At 69.5% G+C, this 19,706-nt stretch carries 19 protein-coding genes; 10 read left to right on the forward strand and 9 right to left on the reverse strand.

What is annotated here, in order from left to right; genetic code table 11:
* The first annotated feature begins 17 nt into the window (after nucleotides 1–17).
* From mnmE to MMG85_RS16715, 3 genes are all read left to right on the forward strand, one after another.
* Nucleotides 18–1,358, forward strand: a complete 1,341-nt coding sequence (gene mnmE, locus MMG85_RS16705; protein ID WP_241047063.1) for a tRNA uridine-5-carboxymethylaminomethyl(34) synthesis GTPase MnmE — start codon at nucleotides 18–20, stop codon at nucleotides 1,356–1,358.
* A 234-nt stretch (nucleotides 1,359–1,592) separates the two neighbouring features.
* Entirely contained in the window at nucleotides 1,593–2,582 is a 990-nt protein-coding gene (locus tag MMG85_RS16710; RefSeq protein WP_241047064.1) for an energy transducer TonB, read from the forward strand.
* 169 nt (nucleotides 2,583–2,751) lie between these two features.
* The gene (locus MMG85_RS16715) at nucleotides 2,752–3,303 is read left to right on the forward strand and encodes a porin family protein (protein ID WP_055938784.1); all 552 of its coding nucleotides are present in this window, start codon (nucleotides 2,752–2,754) and stop codon (nucleotides 3,301–3,303) included.
* Nucleotides 3,304–3,366: 63 nt separating this feature from the next.
* Here the strand turns inward: MMG85_RS16715 and MMG85_RS16720 are convergent, their stop codons facing one another.
* From MMG85_RS16720 to MMG85_RS16735, 4 genes are all read right to left on the reverse strand, one after another.
* Nucleotides 3,367–4,548: an ABC transporter permease gene (locus MMG85_RS16720; RefSeq protein WP_241047065.1), complete on the reverse strand. Its 1,182-nt coding sequence runs from the start codon at nucleotides 4,546–4,548 to the stop codon at nucleotides 3,367–3,369.
* The gene (locus tag MMG85_RS16725; protein ID WP_241047066.1) at nucleotides 4,545–5,291 is read right to left on the reverse strand and encodes an ATP-binding cassette domain-containing protein; all 747 of its coding nucleotides are present in this window, start codon (nucleotides 5,289–5,291) and stop codon (nucleotides 4,545–4,547) included. Before MMG85_RS16725 ends, MMG85_RS16720 begins: the two co-directional genes overlap by 4 nt.
* A 42-nt stretch (nucleotides 5,292–5,333) precedes the next feature.
* On the reverse strand, nucleotides 5,334–6,839 hold the full coding sequence (locus MMG85_RS16730; RefSeq protein WP_241047067.1) for an alpha/beta fold hydrolase: 1,506 nt from the start codon (nucleotides 6,837–6,839) through the stop codon (nucleotides 5,334–5,336).
* Nucleotides 6,840–6,980: 141 nt separating this feature from the next.
* Nucleotides 6,981–7,733 carry a ferredoxin--NADP reductase gene (locus MMG85_RS16735; protein ID WP_277399925.1) on the reverse strand — a complete coding sequence of 251 codons (753 nt, stop codon included), beginning with the start codon at nucleotides 7,731–7,733 and terminating at the stop codon, nucleotides 6,981–6,983.
* Between the two features lie 100 nt (nucleotides 7,734–7,833).
* Between MMG85_RS16735 and MMG85_RS16740 the strand changes: the two genes are divergently transcribed.
* From MMG85_RS16740 to MMG85_RS16755, 4 genes are all read left to right on the forward strand, one after another.
* Nucleotides 7,834–8,805 (forward strand): ABC transporter ATP-binding protein, encoded by a 972-nt coding sequence (locus MMG85_RS16740; RefSeq protein WP_241047068.1) that lies wholly within the window; start codon nucleotides 7,834–7,836, stop codon nucleotides 8,803–8,805.
* Nucleotides 8,802–9,611, forward strand: a complete 810-nt coding sequence (locus tag MMG85_RS16745) for an ABC transporter permease (protein ID WP_241047069.1) — start codon at nucleotides 8,802–8,804, stop codon at nucleotides 9,609–9,611. The genes MMG85_RS16740 and MMG85_RS16745 overlap by 4 nt, the downstream gene beginning before the upstream one ends.
* Entirely contained in the window at nucleotides 9,611–10,540 is a 930-nt protein-coding gene (panE, locus tag MMG85_RS16750) for a 2-dehydropantoate 2-reductase (RefSeq protein ID WP_241047070.1), read from the forward strand. Before MMG85_RS16745 ends, panE begins: the two co-directional genes overlap by 1 nt.
* 67 nt (nucleotides 10,541–10,607) lie before the next feature.
* The gene (locus MMG85_RS16755) at nucleotides 10,608–11,123 is read left to right on the forward strand and encodes a hypothetical protein (protein ID WP_241047071.1); all 516 of its coding nucleotides are present in this window, start codon (nucleotides 10,608–10,610) and stop codon (nucleotides 11,121–11,123) included.
* A gap of 12 nt (nucleotides 11,124–11,135) precedes the next feature.
* On the opposite strand, the gene MMG85_RS16760 is transcribed toward MMG85_RS16755, so the two are convergent.
* The gene (locus MMG85_RS16760; protein WP_241047072.1) at nucleotides 11,136–11,933 is read right to left on the reverse strand and encodes a TatD family hydrolase; all 798 of its coding nucleotides are present in this window, start codon (nucleotides 11,931–11,933) and stop codon (nucleotides 11,136–11,138) included.
* A 173-nt stretch (nucleotides 11,934–12,106) separates the two neighbouring features.
* Between MMG85_RS16760 and hrpB the strand changes: the two genes are divergently transcribed.
* Nucleotides 12,107–14,746, forward strand: a complete 2,640-nt coding sequence (gene hrpB / locus MMG85_RS16765; protein ID WP_241047073.1) for an ATP-dependent helicase HrpB — start codon at nucleotides 12,107–12,109, stop codon at nucleotides 14,744–14,746.
* A 342-nt stretch (nucleotides 14,747–15,088) separates the two neighbouring features.
* Entirely contained in the window at nucleotides 15,089–16,102 is a 1,014-nt protein-coding gene (locus tag MMG85_RS16770; RefSeq protein WP_241047074.1) for a sulfotransferase, read from the forward strand.
* Between the two features lie 15 nt (nucleotides 16,103–16,117).
* Here the strand turns inward: MMG85_RS16770 and MMG85_RS16775 are convergent, their stop codons facing one another.
* Nucleotides 16,118–16,777 (reverse strand): Fe2+-dependent dioxygenase, encoded by a 660-nt coding sequence (locus MMG85_RS16775; protein ID WP_241047075.1) that lies wholly within the window; start codon nucleotides 16,775–16,777, stop codon nucleotides 16,118–16,120.
* Nucleotides 16,778–16,888: 111 nt separating this feature from the next.
* Here MMG85_RS16775 and MMG85_RS16780 point away from each other — a divergent pair, with 111 nt between their 5' ends.
* On the forward strand, nucleotides 16,889–17,269 hold the full coding sequence (locus MMG85_RS16780; RefSeq protein WP_241047076.1) for a hypothetical protein: 381 nt from the start codon (nucleotides 16,889–16,891) through the stop codon (nucleotides 17,267–17,269).
* A gap of 20 nt (nucleotides 17,270–17,289) precedes the next feature.
* Here MMG85_RS16780 and MMG85_RS16785 read toward each other — a convergent pair whose 3' ends face one another.
* The 3 genes from MMG85_RS16785 to MMG85_RS16795 all read right to left on the reverse strand — a co-directional run bounded on the left by MMG85_RS16785 (nucleotide 17,290) and on the right by MMG85_RS16795 (nucleotide 19,580).
* The gene (locus tag MMG85_RS16785) at nucleotides 17,290–17,826 is read right to left on the reverse strand and encodes a pseudouridine synthase (RefSeq protein ID WP_241047077.1); all 537 of its coding nucleotides are present in this window, start codon (nucleotides 17,824–17,826) and stop codon (nucleotides 17,290–17,292) included.
* A 72-nt stretch (nucleotides 17,827–17,898) separates the two neighbouring features.
* Nucleotides 17,899–18,480: a cytochrome b/b6 domain-containing protein gene (locus MMG85_RS16790; protein ID WP_241047078.1), complete on the reverse strand. Its 582-nt coding sequence runs from the start codon at nucleotides 18,478–18,480 to the stop codon at nucleotides 17,899–17,901.
* A complete protein-coding gene (locus MMG85_RS16795) occupies nucleotides 18,477–19,580 on the reverse strand; it encodes a catalase family peroxidase (protein ID WP_241047079.1) in 1,104 nt (367 codons plus the stop codon). The genes MMG85_RS16790 and MMG85_RS16795 overlap by 4 nt, the downstream gene beginning before the upstream one ends.
* Nucleotides 19,581–19,706 lie beyond the last annotated feature (126 nt).

The raw sequence follows: 19,706 nt of genomic DNA on the forward strand, positions 1-19,706 counted from the left end.
TCCGCTGAGTCCGCCCCATGACGCACGCCCAGGACACCATCGTCGCCATCGCCACGGCCCCCGGTGCCGGTGGCGTCGGCATCGTGCGCCTGTCGGGGCCGGCGTCGCAGGCGATCGCGAAGACCATCTGCGCGCGCGCGCTGTCGCCGCGCCGCGCCCATCACGTGCGCTTTCGCGACGCCGACGGCGGCACGCTCGACGACGGCATCGCGCTGTCGTTTCCCGGTCCGGCGAGTTTCACCGGCGAGGACGTGGTGGAACTGCAGGCGCATGGCAGTCCCGTCGTGCTGCAGCAACTGGTCGCGCGAGTCTGTGCGCTGGGTGCGCGGATGGCACGTCCCGGCGAATTCTCCGAACGCGCCTTCCTCAACCACAAGCTCGACCTCGCCCAGGCCGAGGCCATCGCCGACCTGATCGCCGCCGCCGACGCGCGTGCCGCCCGCGCGGCGCGGCGTTCGCTCGATGGGGTGTTCTCCCGGCGCATCGACGACATCGGCCAGTCGCTGCTGGCGCTGCGCGTGCATGTGGAAGCCGCCATCGACTTCGCCGACGAATCCATCGACACACTCGGCGGCGACCAGGTCCGCGCGCGCCTGGCGCAGGCGCGACAGCAGCTGGATGCGCTGATCGCCGACGCCGAACGCGGACGCAAGCTGCGCGACGGCGTGCATGCGGTGATCGTCGGGCCGCCGAACGCCGGCAAGAGTTCCCTGCTCAACGCGCTGGCCGGCAGCGACCGCGCCATCGTCACCGATGTCGCCGGCACCACCCGCGACACGCTGCGCGAGACGATCCGTCTCGACGGACTGGAACTGCACCTGGTGGACACCGCCGGTCTTCGCGACGGCGGCGATGCCATCGAACGCGAAGGCATGCGCCGCGCACGCGCGGAACTCGCCCGCGCCGATGTGGCGCTGGCGGTGATCGATGCGCGCGATCCGGACGCCGGCCGTGCGGCGATCGCCGACAGCATCGACGGCGTCGGCACCGTGCTGTGGATCCACAACAAGGCCGACCTGCTAGCCAGCGTGCCGCCGGATGACGGCGATCGCGTGTTCGCATCCGCCGCGCAGGGCATCGGCCTCGACCGGCTGCACGTGCGCCTGCGTGCGCTTGCCGGTGGACCGGCCAGCGATGGCGGCGACGGCGAATTCTCGGCGCGCGCGCGCCACGTGGAAGCATTGCACCGCGCGGCCGCTCACGCCGGATCTGCGTCCGACCAGCTTCAGCACGAGCAGCTGGAACTGGCTGCCGAGGAGCTGCGCCTCGCCCACGATGCGCTCGGCGACATCACCGGCCGCGTCAGCGCCGACGACATGCTGGGCCACATCTTTTCCACGTTCTGCATCGGCAAATGACGGCACCGGGCCGCAACCCGCCAAAAATGTGATGGGCGTCAAGTGTTGCTTCCGATGCGCCGACGTACTCTGGCGTCCGGGTAGGGGTACCCGGATGGCTTTGTGCCATTGCCGGCCCGTACGGGCCCGGTCGATGGCGGGCCCGCGCTGATTCGCGACCTCCGGTCCTGCGTTCCCTCGCGGGTCGCCGGCCGTGTCGACACCATTAGAAACGTACTTGGGGGAGTTGAAACGATGTCCTTGATCCAGACCACCGGGCGCCTGCGCTACGCCGCGCCGCTGCTGCTCATCGTCGCGCTGGCGGCGTGCTCCAAGCAGGACGAAGCTGCCCCACCGGCGGCGACACCGGCCGCCGCGCCCGCCGCACCGCCGCCGCCCGCCGTGTCCGCGCAGGTCCAGGCGATGGATGCCGACACGCTGCGCGAATCAGCCACCAAGGCGCTGCGCGAGAACCGCATCTATGCGCCCGGCGGCGACAACGCGATGGAGTACTACCTCGCCCTGCGCGACAAGCTGCCCAACGACCCGGGCGTGACCAGCGCGCTGACCGACCTGATGCCGTACACGCTGATCGCCGCCGAGCAGAGCATCGCGCGCGAGGAGTTCACCGAAGCGCAGCGCCTGTCGGCGATCATCGAGAAGGCCGATCCGAAGGCGCCCGCGCTGCCGCGTCTGCAGCAGAGCATCGCCGCGGCCCAGCAGGCGGTCGCCCAGCGTGCCGTCACCGATGAGGCCAGCAAGACCAAGGCCGAAGAAGACGCCCGCCTTCGGGAACAGCAGCGCCTGACCCAGCAGGCCGAGCAGCAGCGCGCCGCCGAGGCAGCCGCCGCCCAGCAGCTGGCCCAGCAGCAGGAAGCGGCGCGCGCCGAAGCGGCCCGCCAGGAAACCGAACGCCAGGCCGCCGCCCAGCGCGAAGCGGCCGAGCGCCAGTCGGCGGCGGCCCGCGCTGCGGTGCCTGCCGCCGCGCAGGCGCAATCGTTGCGCGCGGTCAGCACGCCGGCGCCGCGCTATCCGCCGGAAGCGCTGCGTTCGGGCACGAGCGGCGAAGTGCTGGTGGAGATCACCGTGGGCACCGACGGCTCGGTCACCAACGCCCGCGTGGTGCGCGCCACCCCGGCGCGCGTGTTCGATCGCGAAGCGCTCAACGCCGTGCGCCGCTGGCGCTTCGAGCCGGTCGATGCACCGGTCACCACGCGTCGCACGATCGGCTTCAGCCCGGGCTGATCGCCGCCACATCGGCACCCAGCGAAACGCCGGCCCCGCGCCGGCGTTTTCGTGTGCGTGCTCTTCTCGTCTAACAAAAGACGATCAGCACTGGACGGAAGCAGGGACGACGCTTACTGTGCCGCCGCCCGCATGACGGGCGAACATCACAACAACACGGAAGGATTCCATGAAGCGATTCACTGTTGCCGGCGCGGTTGCGCTGGCGTGCCTCACCCTCTCCTCCACCGCCGCCGCCACGCAGGCCGGCCAGTGGTACGGACGCCTCGAGATCGGACACAGCGAGCTGGAGCTTGAGGTCGACGACCTGAGCGCCGACGACACCGACACGGCCTACGGCCTGCGCATCGGCCACTACTTCACTCCGAACTTCGCCGTCGAAGGCTTCTATTCGATCCTCGGCGACCGCTCCATCGAGGGCGTGTCGTTCGACGTGGATGCGGTGGGTGCGGGCGTGGTGGGCAAGAAGGCGTTCGGCGCCGACAACACCGGCTTCTTCATCGCCGGACGCGCGGGCGTGCAGAGCGTCAACAGCAAGCTCTCGACCGAAGGTCTTTCGCTGCGCGAGCGTTCCACCAAGCCGTACGTGGGCGTGGGCGTGGGCTACGACTTCGACCACAACAACGGCCTCAGCCTGAACTACGACTACAACAAGGGCGACCTGTTCAACGCCGATGTCACCGCGCAGACGCTGACGCTGGGCTACGAATACCGCTTCTGAGTTCCCCAGAAAGAAAAACGGCCACCGCAAGGTGGCCGTTTCCGCTTCAATGCATCGCCTGCGTCATCCGGCGATGGCCAGCTTCTCCTGGTGGTAGCGGCGCACCGCCGCGAACCACAGCAGTGCCGCCACGCCGAACGCCGCGGCGATGTAGATGCCCCAGGTCTGCGGGCCGATGTACTCGTTGCGGATGACCTTCAGCAGCAGCTGGTTCTGTGCCAAAAACGGCACGGCGAACTGCCACGGCTGGCTCTTCAGCGGATTGGCCATCAGCGCGAACGTCGGGATCATCGGCAGCAGCATCAACCAGGTCATGTGGCTCTGCGCCTCCTTCATGCTCTTGGCCGAGGCCGCCAGGTACGTCAGCAGCGACGTGCCGATGAACAGCATCGGCAGCAGGATCAGCAGCATCTTGCCCATCGACAGGAACGACACGTTCAACTGCCGTCCCAGCGTGCCGGCGAATTGCGCACTGAACTTGAACGCCAGCAGCGTGAGCAGCAGCGTGGTCAGGCCGATCACGCAGGCGGCGGCGATCTTGCCGCTGACCACCGCGCTGCGTGGTGCTGGCGTGGCCAGCAGCGGTTCCAGCGATTGCCGCTCGCGTTCGCCGGCGGTGGCATCGAGGATCAGGTAGGCGCCACCGATGAACGAGGTGAGGATCAGCAGGTAGGGCAGCAGCACCGACAGCAGCATGCCCTGCTTGGCCTCGGGTGTAGCCAGGTCCTGCATGCCGACGTTCACCGGTCGCGCCACCGAGGCATCGACGCCGCGAGCGAGCAGCCGCAGGGCGCCGACCTGCTGGCTGTACGCGGAGAGCGCGGCATTGACGCGCTGGGTGGGGATATCCGCGTCGCGGCGCGTGCTGTCGCGGATGATCTCCACCAGTGCGGGACGACCGTTGCGCCAGTCCTCCGCGTAGTCGGGACTGATACGCAGGGCGACATCGATCTCCTGCGTGCGGATGGCGGTGTCGAGGTTGGCCGGCGCCTTGCCGGCGGTGATGCCGTTGGTGGCGAGGAACTTCACCAGGTTGGGCGCGTGTTCGGCGCCCACCATCGGAATCTCCAGCGTCTTGTCGACCTGGGTGCGGATGCGGTTCTCGGTCAGGTAGCCCATGCCCAGCATCAGCGCGGGATACAGCAGCGGGCCGAGGAACAGCGCCAGCGCCAGTGTGCGGCGGTCGCGCGAGAGGTCGCGCAGTTCCTTGCGCATCACCGTAAAGACAGTACGGAACATGTTCATGCCAGCAGGCCCTCCTCCGAACCGATCACTTTGACGAACGCATCCTCCAGGTTGTCCTCGCCGGCCTGCGCGCGCAGTTCGTCGGCGGTGCCGGCGGCGACCACGGTGCCCTTGGCGATGATGACGATGCGGTCGCAGAGCGCGGCGACCTCCTGCATGATGTGGCTGGAGAAGATCACGCAGCGGCCCTCGTCGCGCAGCTGGCGCAGGAAGCCGCGCATCGCGCGCGTGGTCATCACGTCCAGGCCGTTGGTGGGTTCGTCGAGGATGACGTTGCGCGGGTCGTGCACCAGCGCGCGGGCGATCGCGGTCTTGGTGCGCTGGCCCTGGCTGAAGCCCTCGGTCTGGCGGTCGAGGATGTCGCCCATGTCCAGCGCTTCGGACAGCGCCTTCGTGCGCTCGGCGATCTGCTTCGACGACAGTCCGTGCAGCTCGCCGAAGTAGGCGATGTTCTCGCGCGCGGTCAGCCGCTTGTACACGCCGCGGGCGTCGGGCAGCACGCCCAGTGCGCGGCGTACCGCGACGGGATCGCGCGCGGTGTCGATGCCGTCCACCTTCACTTCGCCGCGGTCGGGCGTCATCAGCGTGTACAGCATGCGCATGGTGGTGGTCTTGCCGGCGCCGTTGGGGCCGAGCAGGCCGGTGATCTGGCCGTCGTGGGCGGTGAAGCTGACGCCGTCCACGGCGGTGACCGTTCCGGTCTTGGTCTTGAAGGACTTGTGCAGGTCGTTGGCGATGATCATTCGGTCATGTCCATTGAAGAGGGCGGGCGCGCGGGGCGCGGCTCACGGCTCCCAGCCGTTGAAGCTGGTGAAGGGCGGCACATAGTCCAGGCTGTCCAGGCAGGTGGCGTCCAGGTCCTTGGCGTTTGCCGTTTCCAGGAAGCGGCCCAGCAGCTTGGGCATGCAGCCGACGGCGAACGTGCCGTGGCCCTGGCCCTTCAACGTCAGGTGGCGGCCGTTCGACAACGTGCGCAGCACCTGCTCGCCGTAGCGCGGCGGGGTGACCGGGTCCAGCTCCCCGGAGGTGATCAGCGTGGGAATGTCGGACGTCCACGCGGTGTGGAAGTCGGCCGGGCGCGTGCCCGTGGGCCATGCCGCACACTGCGTCTTCAGGGTGTCGCCCAGCAGGCTGCCCAGCACGGTGTCGGCGTCGGCCGGGTCGGCCTTCAGCAGGTCCGCATCCTCGGCGCAGATCACCGACAGCTGCATGCCGTGCATGAACTGGTCGCCGACCTGGCTTTCCAGCAGTTTCGACAGCGACATCAGCGAGCCGTAGCGGCCCTGCTGCGCCTCGTTCAACACCAGCGGCAGCAGGGCGGCGCCCTGCGGGTAGTACGAGTACATGCGGGTGATGCCGGCGACGGTGCCGGCGGTGACCTCGCCGGTGACCAGTTCGCCGGTCGACGGATCGCGGTACTCGGTGCTCACGGGCGTGGCGGCGAGCCGCGTCATCAACGTACGCAACTGGCCGCGCAGGTCGTCGCCGAAGCGGTCCTTGCAGGTCGGCGTGGCCTGGCAGCGCTGGAACTGCAGCGCCAGCGCCGCGTCCAGGTTGCGGGCGTGTTCGCTGCCCAGCACCAGTTCGTTCGGCACCACGCCGTCGATCACCACGCTGCGCGTGCTGTCGGGGTGGCGCATGGCGTACTGCTGCGCCACGCGTGTGCCGTAGGAGCCGCCGACCAGGTTGATCCTGGCCGCGCCCAGCGCCTTGCGCACGCTGTCCAGGTCGCGCACGGCGTCGGTGGTGGTGTAGAAGCGCGGATCGGCCTGCAGCGACGCCGCGCAGGCACGGGCGAAGGCGATGGCCGCCGCTTCGCTCAGGTCGTCCGGATCGGTGTAAGCGTTGCGGCCCTCGCCGTCCTTGCAGGCCAGCGGATTCGACTTGCCGGTGCCACGCTGGTCGACCAGCACGATGTGCCGCGACTTGCGCACGTCGCGGAAGGCGCCGTCGATGGCCGGCCACACCTGCACCGCCGACTGTCCGGGGCCGCCGGCGAGGAAGAACACCGGGTCGTCCGTCGCCGCGCCTTCGTTGGTCGCGGGCAGCCACGCGATGTTCAACGCCACCTTGCGGCCGTCCGGTTTCGCCGGATCTTCGGCCACCTCGTAGGTCGCGCACTGCGCTTCCACCGTGGTGGTCAGGTAGGGCGCGGTCAGGGTGCAGGGCTTGAAGGCGATGTCGCCGTAGTGGCGCACGGCCTGCTGGTCGGGGCCGGCAGCGCTGCCGCTGCAGCCGGCCAGCAGCGCGCCACCCAGGGCGAGTGCGAGTGATCGATGAAGAAGTGCCATGTATCAGTTCCGTTGGAGGCGGGTCCCAGCATGCCATGACGGTGCGGCGGGACGGATGTGACCGGCGATCTGCGCCACGCGCACGGAAACCCTGCCCGCCGCAGGCGGGTCGGGATTCATCAGGCTGCGGGCAGTCGGGCCCTACTTGCTGGAGACGTATTTCTCGCGGCGGATCTGCGGGACCGGCAGGCCGTGTCCCTTCAGCGCCTCGAAGCAGGCATCGACCATGTCCGGATTGCCGCACAGGTAGGCGATGTCGCGCGCGGCGTCGGGCGCGAACTCGGCCAGGTGCTGCTGCACGTAGCCCTGGCGCACGTCGGCATGCGGCTCGGGCGGCAGTTCGCGCGACAGGCAGGGCACGTAGCGGAAACCGGGGTGCGCGTCGGCGAAAGCGCGGAAGTCCTCGCCGTACAGCAGCTCGGCCGGCGTGCGCGCGCCCTGCAACAGCACGACCTCCACGCCGCGTTCGGCCATCAGCGCTTCCAACTGCGGCAGCATCGAGCGGTAGGGCGTCACGCCGGTACCGGTGGCGATCAGCAGGTAGCGTGCATTGCGGTCGCCGGGCATCAGGCAGAAGCGGCCGAACGGCCCGCTGGCCTCGACATGTCCGCCCTCCGGCAGGCCCTCGAACAGGGCGGTCGCCGCGCCACCGGGCACGTAGCTGACCGCGATCTCCACCGCTTCGCCCGGGCCGATCGCATGGTCGTGGATAGTGGCCAGCGAATAGCTGCGCTTGGCGGCCGTGCCGTCGGCGTAGCTGAAATGCACCTGGATGAACTGGCCGGGGATGAAATCCAGCGGCAGTCCGTCGTCGCGGACGAAGCTGTAGTGGCCCACGCTGGGCGCCAGCATGCGGCGTCCGACGAGCTTCAACGGGAAATGCGCGATCGCCAAGGCGGCTGGAACACTGTGTGGCCCGGGGCGGCCCCGGCGGGACGCCTATAATAAGCGCTCGCATCCCCCCAGGCGCCGTCGCGGCGCCACAAGGTATCCCATGGCCTCCACGACAACGGCTCCCGCGGCAGTTCCCGCGCTGGCCATCACCGACCTGCGCAAGGTCTACGACACCGGCGTGCAGGCCCTCAAGGGCGTGTCGCTGCAGGTCGAGCCCGGCGACTTCTTCGCCCTGCTCGGGCCCAATGGCGCCGGCAAGTCCACGCTGATCGGGGTGGTCAGTTCGCTGGTCAACAAGAGCAGCGGCCAGGTCGGCGTGTTCGGCGTGGACATCGACCGCGACCGCGACGGCGCCATGCGCCTGCTGGGCCTGGTGCCGCAGGAAATCAACTTCAACATGTTCGAGAAGCCGCTGGACATCTGCGTGAACTACGCCGGGTTCTACGGTATCCCGCGCGCCGAGGCGCTGGTGCGTGCCGAGGAAGAACTGAAGCGCGCGCAGCTGTGGGAGAAGGCCCACGTCATGAGCCGCACGCTGTCCGGCGGCATGAAGCGCCGGCTGATGATCGCCCGCGCCATGATGACCCGGCCCAGGCTGCTGATCCTCGACGAACCCACCGCCGGCGTCGACATCGAGATCCGCCGCGGCATGTGGAAGACGCTGAAGGACATCAACGAGGCCGGCACCACCATCATCCTGACCACGCATTACCTGGAGGAGGCCGAGAGCCTCTGCCGCAACTTGGCCATCATCGACCGCGGCGTGATTGTCGAGCAGGGCCCGATGCGTGCGCTGCTGGCCAAGCTGGACGTGGAGGGCTTCCTGTTCGACATCGACGGCGAACTGCCGGCGCAGCTGCCGGTGATCGAAGGCACCACATTGTTCGCCACCGACGGCCACACCCTGGACCTGGACATGCCGCGTGCGATGGACCTCAACCGTGTCTTCACCGCGCTGGGCGACGCCGGCATCCGCGTGCGCTCCATGCGCACCAAGAGCAACCGGCTGGAGGAGCTGTTCGTGCGCCTGACCGGCGACGAAGCCGCCGCCAAGCGGGAGCAGGCCGCATGAGCGCCATCGACATGCCGCCGGCCGCCGACAGCACGCCGTTCCGCAAGAACCTGGTGGCGCTGGGCACCATCGTCCGCCGCGAAGTGAACCGCATCCTGCGCATCTGGGGCCAGACCCTGGTGCCGCCGGCCATCACCATGACGCTGTACTTCCTGATCTTCGGCGGCCTGATCGGCAGCCGCATCGGCGACATGGGCGGCTACAGCTACATGGAGTTCATCGTGCCGGGCCTGGTGATGATGAGCATCATCCAGAACAGCTACGGCAACATCAGTTCCAGTTTCTTCGGCGCCAAGTTCGGCCGCCATGTCGAGGAACTGCTGGTCAGCCCGATGCCGAACTGGGTGATCCTGCTCGGCTACGTGGCCGGCGCCGTGCTGCGCGGCCTGATGGTGGGCGCCATCGTGCTGGTCATCGCCATGTTCTTCACCAAGGTGCGCGTGCCGCATCCGCTGGTGACGATCAGCACCGTGCTGCTGGGCGCGACGATCTTCTCGCTGGCCGGTTTCGTCAACGCGGCGTACGCCAAGAAGTTCGACGACATCGCCATCGTGCCGACCTTCATCCTCACCCCGCTGACCTACCTGGGCGGCGTGTTCTACTCGGTCAAGCTGCTGCCGCCCTGGGCCGAAGCGCTGACCCACGCCAACCCGATCTTCTACATGGTCAACGCCTTCCGCTACGGCCTGCTGGGCACCAGCGACGTGCCGCTGTGGATCGCCTACGCGTTGATGCTGGCGTTCGTGTTCGGCCTGGCGGCGCTGGGACTGTGGCTGCTGAAGCGCGGCGTGGGTTTGCGCAGCTGATGCGGCTGCTCGTGCTGGGCGCCGGCGGCACCGGCGGCTACTTCGGAGGCCGGCTCGCGCAGGCCGGCATCGACGTGAGTTTCCTGGTGCGTCCGGCACGTGCGGCGCTGTTGCGCGAACGTGGCCTGCGCCTCCGCAGCCCGCTCGGCGATGCCGACGTGCCCGTGCAGGTGCTGACGGCGGACGCATTGGCCGATGCCGCGCCGTTCGACCTGGTGCTGCTGAGCTGCAAGGCCTACGACCTGGACAGCGCGATGGACGCCATCGCGCCGGCGGTCGAGGCGGGCGCCCGCGTGCTGCCGCTGCTCAACGGCCTGCGGCATTACCAAGCACTGGATGCGCGTTTCGGCTTCGCGTCCGTCCTGGGCGGCCTGTGCTTCATCAGCGCCACCCTGGGCGACGACGGCGAGGTCCTGCATCTGGGCAAGCCGGCGTCGATGACGTTCGGCGAACGCGCAGGCCAGGCGCCGGACAGTCGGCTTCAGGCGCTCGCCGCCGCATGCGCGCAGGCCGGCATCGATCACGCGCACGCGCCCGACATCGCGCAGGCGCAGTGGGCGAAGTACAGCTTCCTCACCGCACTGGCCGCCGGCACCTGCCTGATGCGCGCTTCGATCGGCACGCTGGTGGCGGGCGAGGGCGGCGCGGCTTTCATGACCGCGCTGCACGACGAATGCCTCGCCGTCGCGGCGGCGGAAGGACAGCCCGTGCCCGCACCGGCGCAGGCTTCGGCACGCGAAACGCTGACCGCCGCCGGCTCGCCGATGAAGGCCTCGATGCTGCGCGATCTGCAAGCCGGGCAGCGGGTCGAAGCCGCGCATATCGTCGGCGACATGGTCCATCGCGCGGCCGCGCACGGAATCACCACGCCGCACCTGCAGGCGGCTTGGGTGCATCTGCAGGCGTACGAAGCGCAACGTTCCGCGTGATGCGCGCTTTCACGCGGCCCTGACGCGGGCTGCCTCCATCCTGCGCCACCTTTCCGGTGGCGCCGCCATGAAGCACCTGCACAAGATCTTCCTCGCCGGCCACCTGGCCATCATCGTCCTGTTCTTCTTCGCCGCTGCCGCGCTGATCGTGCTGGCCGCCAGCGAGTTGTGGCATGGCGTGGTCATGGCAAGTGCCGAGGCCGGCCTGCGCGGCCGTTTCGACAACATCCTCGAAAGCATCGGCATGCTGACCATCGGGCTGGTGGCGCTGGAACTGGCGCAGACGGTGTTCGAGGAAGAGGTACAGCGCGACGTCAAGGTCAGCGGCCCCACCCGCGTGCGCCGCTACCTGTCGCGCTTCCTCGTGGTCATCGTCATCGCCCTGTCGATCGAAACGCTGGTGGCCACGTTCGAGCTGATGCACGAAGATCCGCGCCAGCTGCCGTACGTCATCGCGATCGGCGGCTCGGCGGCGTTGCTGCTGGTGGCGTGGGGCGTGTTCGTGCGGCTCAACCGCAGTGCCGAAGAGCTCGAACCCGAGGCGATGCAGCAGGCCAAGTCCGAGGACCGCAAGGTCGAGTGACGCCGTTCGGGCTCAGCTGCCGGCGGGCAACCGGAAAAACGCACGCGCGGTCGCCGTCGTGGCGGCCGCGGTGACGTCGATGTCCTCGCCGCGGTCGCGCGCCAGCTCGGCCACGATGTGGGCGAGATACATCGGTTCGTTGCGGCGGTGCGAGGGCTGCGGCTTCACCGTGCGTGGCAGCAGGTAGGGCGCATCGGTCTCGATCATCAGCCGGTCGGCCGGGATGTTCTTCACCAGCTCGCGCAGGTGCAGGCCGCGGCGCTCGTCGCACAGCCAGCCGGTGATGCCGATATGCCAGTCCTGGTCCAGGCAGTCGAACAGCTCCGTCCGGGTGCCGGTGAAGCAGTGCACCACCGCCGGGCCGAGCTTGCCGTCGAAGTTCTTCATCATCGCGACGAAGTCGTCGTGCGCGTCGCGCTGGTGCAGGAACAGGGGCTTGCCGGTGTCGACGGCGATCTGCAGCTGGCGCTCGAAGGCCTTGCGCTGGGCCGGGCGCGGCGAGAAATCGCGAAAGTAATCCAGCCCGCATTCGCCTACCGCCACCACCTCAGGGTGCGCGTGCAGCGCGCGCATCTCCGCATCGCACTCGTCGGTGTACTCGCTGGCGTGGTGCGGATGCACGCCGGCGGTGGCGAACAGCTCGCCCGGATGCGCCTGCGCCAGGCGCAGCGCGGTCGGCGAATGCTCGCGGCTGGCGCCGGTGACCACCTGCTGCACCACGCCGGCCTGGCGCGCGCGCTGCAGCACCGCGTTGCGGTCGTGGTCGAAGCTCTCGTGGGTAAGGTTGGCGCCGATGTCGATGAGGTCCATGGCGGCCATTTTAGCCGGTGCAGGCGCCGGGTTCCGGAATCCGTGATGCGTGATGTGGGATGTGGGAGCGACGTCAGTCGCGATGAACCACTGCGGAGGCCACATCGCGACTGACGTCGCTCCCACAACCAAGTGCATGAGTTCAACCGGGAAAGCCTTATCCTTCGCACCGCATGCCGTCGCCCACCTTCCCCATCACGCCGCTGCTGCCGGACATCGTCCGCAGCCTGTCCGAGCACCCGCGCCTGGTGCTGGAGGCGCCGCCGGGCGCCGGCAAGACCACGCAGGTGCCGCTGGCGCTGCTGGATGAGCCGTGGCTGCAGGGCCGCAAGATCGTGATGCTGGAGCCGCGCCGGGTGGCCGCGCGCGCGGCCGCTGGTTTCATGGCGAAGCAGCGTGGCGAATCGGTCGGCGGCACGGTCGGTTACCGCATCCGCTTCGAGAACAAGGTCGGTCCCGGGACGCGGATCGAGGTGGTTACCGAAGGCATCCTGACGCGGATGATCCAGGACGACCCGATGCTGGAAGAGGTCGGCGCCATCCTGTTCGACGAATTCCACGAGCGCCACCTCGCCGGTGACCTTGGCCTCGCGCTGGCGCTCGACGTACAGGCGCAGCTGCGCGACGACCTGCGCCTGGTGGTGATGTCGGCCACGCTCGATGGCGAGAAGCTGGCGCGCTTCCTGGATGCACCGCGGTTGAGCAGCGAAGGCCGTGGCTTTCCGGTGCAGGTCGCGCATTTTCCTGCCCGCCGTGCCCTTCGGCAGGCTCAGGGCGATCGGGATGAGCCGCTGGAGTTGCACGCCAAGCGTGCGATCGAGCACGCGCTCGCCCAGCATCCCGGCGACGTACTGGTGTTCCTCCCTGGCCAGCGCGAGATCGCGCGGTTGCAGACGATGCTGAGCCACTCTCCCACAGGGAGAGGGGTTGGGGAAAGGGCCAACGAAGGCAATGAGGTTTCCGGCAACGCGGCTGCGCGCTCGCCACACCCTGGGCCTGTCGAAGGGCACACCGGGCACCTTCTCCCGAGGGAAGAAAGGAAAGAAGACATTGTGGTGCTGGCGCTGCACGGTGAACTGCCGGTCGAGAAGCAGTCCGAAGCGCTGCAGCCCGATCCGCAAGGTCGGCGTCGCGTGGTGCTGGCGACCAACGTGGCCGAGTCGTCGGTGACCTTGCCCGGTGTACGCGTGGTGATCGACAGCGGTTTGGCGCGCGAGCCGTCCTACGATCCGAACAGCGGCTTCTCGCGGCTGGAGGTCACCACCATCTCGCAGGCCTCCGCCGACCAGCGCGCGGGCCGTGCCGGCCGCGTCGCCGAGGGATGGGCGTACCGCTTGTGGCCGCAATCGCAGCGGCTGGATCCGCAGCGACGCCCGGAGATCGCCCTGGTCGAACTGGGCGCGCTGGCGCTGGAACTGGCGGCGTGGGGCAGCGACGCGCTGCGCTTCGTCGATGCGCCGCCGTCCGGGGCGATGAACGCTGCGCGCGCCCTGCTGCTCCGGCTGGGCGCATTGACGTCGACGAACGCCATCACGCCGCTGGGCAAGCGCATGCTGGCGTTGGGCACGCATCCGCGGCTGGCCGCGATGCTGCTGTCGGCGGACGAGGGCGAAGACCGCGCGCTGGCCGGCGATCTTGCCGCGCTGGTCGAAGCGCGTGATCCGCTGCGCATGGGCGGCGATGCGCTGGCCGCGCGCTGGCGCGCACTGGCCGCGTTCCGAACGGGCCGCGCGCCGGGCGACGCCAACCGCTCCGGCCTGGCGGCGATCGACGCCGCGGCGAAACAGTGGCGTCGCCGCATGCGCGAGAACGCGAGGCCGCCGTCGTCGGTCGAAGCGCACCGCCTGGGCGATGTGCTGATGCATGCCTTCCCCGACCGGATCGGCTTCCGGCATCCGCAGGACGCGCGGCGCTACCTGCTGGCGAACGGGCGCAGTGCGCGGCTGTTCGATGACAGCGCGCTGGTCGGCGAGCCCTGGATCGTGGTCAGCGAGTTGCGACATGAGAACCGCGATGCCCTGGTGCAACGTGGCGCGCCGGTGGACGAGCAGCGCCTGCGTCGCGATTTCGCCGACCGCTTCGTCACCGAAGACACGGTGCGCTGGGATGCCGCGCGTCGCGCGCTGGTGGCACAGCGCGAATCGCGCTTCGACCAGATCGTGTTCGATGCCCGTCCTGCCGGCCGCGTCGACCCCGCGCTCGCCGCCGCCGCGTTGACCGACGCGGTGCGCGATCTCGGCCTGGACGCGCTGTCGTGGCCGGAGTCACTGCAGCAGTGGCGCGAACGCGTGCGCTGCCTGCGCGACTGGATGCCCGATCTCGGCCTGCCCGACCTGTCGGACGACGCGCTGATGGCCACGCTCGATGACTGGCTGACGCCTGCGTTCGCCGGCAAGACGCGGCTCGACGCGCTGGGCGAGGACGAGCTGGCGCATGCGCTGAAGTCCGGCATGGACTGGTCGCTGCGGCAGCGCATCGACCAGCTGGCGCCGGTGCGCATCACCGTGCCGTCCGGGATGGAGCGCCGCATCGAATACACGCACGGCCAGCCACCGGTGCTGGCGGTGAAGCTGCAGGAACTTTTCGGCTTGGCCGACACCCCGCGCGTGGCCGACGGCCGCGTGCCGCTGCTGCTGCATCTGCTGTCGCCCGGCGGCAAACCGCTGCAGGTCACCGCCGACCTGCGCAACTTCTGGAACGCCACCTATGCCGAGGTGAAGAAGGAGATGAAGGGGCGTTATCCCAAACATCCGTGGCCGGACGACCCGTGGAGCGCCCAGGCAACCCATCGGGCGAAGCCGCGCGGCACGTAGCGCGTCGTTATCGCCTGCCGCGGCGGCGGCGCACCCATTGCGTTGGCGGCGGGTTCCCCTCGGCGCGGCCCGACGACCCGTGGAGCGCCCAGGCGACCCATCGGGCGAAGCCGCGCGGTACGTAGCGTGCGCTGCGCGCACGACCGCGCGATGTAGGTCCGGGCGACCCTGCCCGTGGGCGCGCGGGAGGGCGTCATGCGGGCGTGCGCGTGGCGCACGCGACGGTTCGGGTGACGGTCACCGAACGTCGACGTCGGTTGCCCTCAGGCGTGACCGTCACGCGCTGGAGAGATCAGCGACTGAAACGCTTAGACTCTGGCGCTTCCGTCTTTGCGTATTGCCATGACCGCTCCCGTCCCGATGCTGCACGACGCTGCCTTCATGCCGTTCCGGCTGGACGCTGTCGGCAGGCGCATGCTGTTCGTGCGGCTCGACCGCGCGCAGCGTGCGCGGGCCGCCTTCCTGGATGAGCGGGTGTTGTCCGAAAAACCGGACGGTGCCTGGGTGCCGCTGGATGCGCTGCCGCCGCTCACCGGCGCGCCGCCCGAGTGCCATTTCCTGTTCCACATCGGCCATTGCGGCTCCACCCTGCTCAGTCGGCTGCTGGCCGAGCACCCGCAGACGCAGGTGTTGCGGGAACCGCTGACGTTGCGGGTACTGGCGGAGCAACAACGCGATGCCGGCCTGCCGGAAGGCCGCTTTTCCCGCGAGGCATGGCAGGCGTTGCTGCACGACACCGTGGGCCGGCTGGCGCGGCCGCTCGCACCGGACCAGCGTTGCATCATCAAGGCGACCAGCAGCTGCAACGGGCTGGTGTCGCCGTTGCTGGCGACGTTTCCCGGCGCCCGTGCGATCTTCATGGACATGCCGCTGCGGCCCTATCTGGCCACGCTGCTGAAATCGCCTGACTCCGTGCGCGATGCGATCACCACCGCACCCGCGCGCCTGGCGTGGCTGCGCGAGCGCGTCGGGGAGGATGCGACGTTGCATCTCCACCGCCTGACACTGCCGCAGCAGTGCGCCATGGTGTGGTTGGCCGAGCATGCGCGTCGCAAGGCCTTGCAGGCGGGTCCGGAGGGCGATCGCCTGCTCCACGTGGATTTCGAGCGCCTGCTGGAAACCCCCGAGCCCACGCTGCAGGCCATTGCCGGACATCTTGGCTGGGGCGCGGCCTGGGTCAGTGCGGCGAAGACGTCATCCGCCTGGGCACGCTATTCCAAGGCCCCGCAGCACGGCTACAGCGTGGACGACCGGCGCCACGACCTGGAGCGCTCGTTTGGCCTGCACCAGGAGGCCATCGTCGACGCGGAAGCCTTCGTCACTACGCTGCAGCAACGGTATCCGTCACTGGCCTGACACGTCTCGCGCGCGTCAGGTATCGGCCCACATGCGGAACAGATTGGTCCGCAGCGATTCCAGCAACACCCGTTGGCGTGCGTTGGCGGGATCGGCCAGCGAACGCGCTTCCTCGATCTGCGCCAGCAGCTCGCGTCGCGACACATCCGCCACCCAACTCTGCAGCCACGTGATCGCCGCGATGCGGATGCCCTGCGTCACCGGGGCCACCTGGTGCACCGTCGTCGACGGATACAGCAGCGCGTCGCCGGCCTGCAGCTTGTAGCTCAGTTCCTGCGAACCGAGCTGGATGGTCAGCTCGCCGCCCTGGTACTCGGTCGGGGAATTCAGGAAGACCGTGCACGACAGGTCGCTGCGCATCGGCGGCGTGGACGGGAACAGTGCCTCGTCCACATGCCAGCCATAGGTCATGCCCGGCTCGTAACGGACCACGGTCGTGCGCGCCATCTGTCGTGGCTGCCCGAACAGGCGCACATCGGCATGGCGCATCAAGGCGTTGCGGGCGATCTCGGCGATGCGGGCGTTCGCGGGATCCTCGAGGGGAGCCTGCAGGTTGCGCTTCACCGTGGAGGCCTGGTTGGTGATGCGGCCATCGGCGAACCGCACCTGCGGGATCAGCTCCCGCACCATGGCCAGCTCGCCCGCGTTGAGGATGTTCGGCAGCACATGGATCATGCGCCATGATCGCCGTTCAGCATTCGGTGGGCAACCGGTGCGCGGAATGACGCCATGTAAACACCGCGACGGGGACACTGTCCCGGTCAACAGACCCTAGGGGCAAACAACATGAGCAAGCTGACCACCATCACCGACCGCGCCCTCGAGCTGGCCAGCCAGGCGGGCACCAGCCTCAAGCATGCCGTGCCGAGCGCGGACAAGTTGCTGCAGACGGGCGCGGCACTGGGCGTCGCCAAGACGGGCGGCAGGCTGGCGGTGAGCTTCGTGCGCCGCAATCCGGCGGTCGCGGTGGCCACGGGCATCGGTGTGGGCCTGCTGGCGCTGGTGGCCTACCGCAAGCGCAAGCAGGACCAGGCCACGGGTGCGATCGAGGGCAAGTCGCGTCGTGTCGAAGCGCGCAAGGTCAACGGTTCGGCCAAGACCTCGACCGCACGCAAGACCGGTGCGCCGCGCAAGCCGCGCAGCACCACGCGCTCCACCGAGGGCTGATTTCCCGGTTCCCGCGTCGCCTAGAGCGCCCGCCATGTGCCGGGCGCCAGATCGCCCAGCGATGTGTCGCCCATGGCGGCACGCACCAGCCGCAGGGTCGGCAGTCCGACGGCGGCGGTCATGCGCCGGACCTGGCGGTTGCGGCCTTCGGTGATCGTCACCGACAGCCAGGAGTCGGGCACCGTCTTGCGGAAGCGCACCGGCGGATCGCGCGGCCAGAGCGTCGGCGCCGGATCGAGCCTTTCGACCCGCGCCGGCCGCGTGGGTCCGTCGTTCAACACCACGCCGCGCCGCAGCGCCTCCAGCTGCTCTTCCGCCGGCGTGCCTTCCACCTGCACCCAGTAGGTCTTCGGCTGCTTGTGGCGCGGATCGGTCAGCCGGTTCGCCAGCGCGCCGTCATCCGTCAGCAGCAGCAGCCCCTCGCTGTCGTAGTCCAACCGGCCCGCCGCGTACACGGCGGGCGGCAGGCCGAATTCCGCCAGCGTCCGCCGTGGCGGATCGCTGCGGTCGGTGAACTGGCAGAGCACGTTGAAGGGCTTGTTGAACGCGATCAGCACAGGGAACGTCCGCAAGGTCGGCAAGACCCATTGCAACCGCATCGGCGTGCCGCGTCCAGCGCATGTTTCCCGTCAGGATTCCGGTGGCGTGCCGGGATCCGGCGCGGCCGTCGTCGTCGTGCCGGACCGTCCTCGCGCCATCGCCTCGAACACGCCATCGCGGCGCACCCAGGCATGATGCAGCGCGGCCGCCGCGTGCAGCAGGATCAGCGCGAACAGCGCATAGCCCACCCACCCGTGCGCCAGCCGCAACAGGCTGTACAGCGCCGGATCCTGCGGCAGGAGCGGCGGCAGCGAGAACGTCGAGGTCATGCGCACCGGATAACCGCCCGCCGACAGCATCGCCCAGCCGAGCAGCGGCATCGCCAGCATGGCGGCGTACAGCGCCACGTGCGACGCCTTGGCTGCGAACGCCTGCGCACGCGGCAGCGACGCGGGCAGCGGCGGAGGCGGGCTACGCCAGCGGTGCAGCAGGCGGATCAGCGCCAGCGCCAGCAGCGCCATGCCGAGCGGGCGGTGCAGGTCGATCAGCACCGGGCGCAGCGACAGCGACGCCACCATGCCCACGCCGACGAACAGCATCGCCAGGATCAGGATCGCCATGCTCCAGTGCAGTGCGCGGGCGAACGCGTCGAAATGGCCGTGCCGGTTCATCGTTTCGCCTCCTGTCCCGACGGCGTGGCGGGTGACGCGATGTCGCCGCTCGCGGTCTCGCGTTCGCGCCGGTTGAACGAGACGCTGTAGGCCGCCGCACGCGCCGCGAGGATGGGATCGTTGGACAGCGCGACGCCGTCCGGCACCACCGTGGGATCGTAGTTCACGTCCCGGCAGGCGCCGGTGGCCTGCGCTTCGCTGCGCTCGATCACCAGCGTGCCGACGACATGCTGCGGGCGTTCCGCCGGCCACGGCTGCGACGGATCATCGACCGGATCGCCCTCCGCCGCTTCGTTGACCACCAGGTCCCAGCGCAGCGGGCCCTGCGCCAGCCGCTCCCGCACGTCCTGTTGCAGATAGTCCGCCTCGGCCTGCTGGCGCGTAGCGTCCGGCAGCGGCTGGAACGGCGCCTGCGGCCGCATCGACCAGCGCACGAACCGCGACCGGCCCTGCGCATCGATGAAGCGGAACGTGTTCACGCCGTTGTACTCGGTATTGGCCCAACTGCTCGACCACGGCGCGGATTTCGCCCAGGCCTGGAAGCGGGCCGCTTCCGGATACTGCGCCAGGAACGCCGCCATCTTCGCCGGGTCGGGCTTGCCGGTGGCCGGGTCCGGGCGCGAGGCCAGCATCTGCGCGTGGAAACCCGCCGTCGTGGCCACGGCGAAGAACGGGAAGCTGTTCATCGCCATCCGCCACTCCTGCCCGTCGTCGGTGCGCAGCAACAGCGCCAGGCTGCGCACGCGCGCCTGCGCCTCGGCACCGAACGGGTCGGCGCCGCCGATCGACAACCGTCCCAGCACCGGCGTGCTGGCCTGCCGGAACACCCGTGCACGCGACAGCGCCGCGCCCTGCGCGGTCGGCTCGAAACGGCCGGCGACGCAGATGCCCTTGCTGTGCGCACGGCGGAAACCCGGATAGGGCTTGCCGTTCTCGATGTCATCCACCAGCCGCGGTGCGGTGAGTCGCCCCGCCGGACCGAGCCATCCCGCCGTCCAGGCGAAGGCCAGGCCCGCAGCCAACACCAGGCAGGCGATGGCGACCAAGGGGCGCCAGGGGCGGGGCGCGGGCGGCGACGGATCGTCGGGGAGGGTCGGCATGGCGGGTTCCTGCGTCGTGGGATGCCGGTGGGACGCCCGGGCGCCGGATTTATTCCCCGCGTTGTGGGGATCCGTCCCGCGGGGGCCACGACGGGGAATAATCCTCGCGTTCGCGCGTCACACCCT

The sequence above is a fragment of the Pseudoxanthomonas sp. LH2527 genome (genome assembly GCF_022539275.1).
Taxonomy (GTDB): Bacteria; Pseudomonadota; Gammaproteobacteria; order Xanthomonadales; family Xanthomonadaceae; genus Pseudoxanthomonas_A.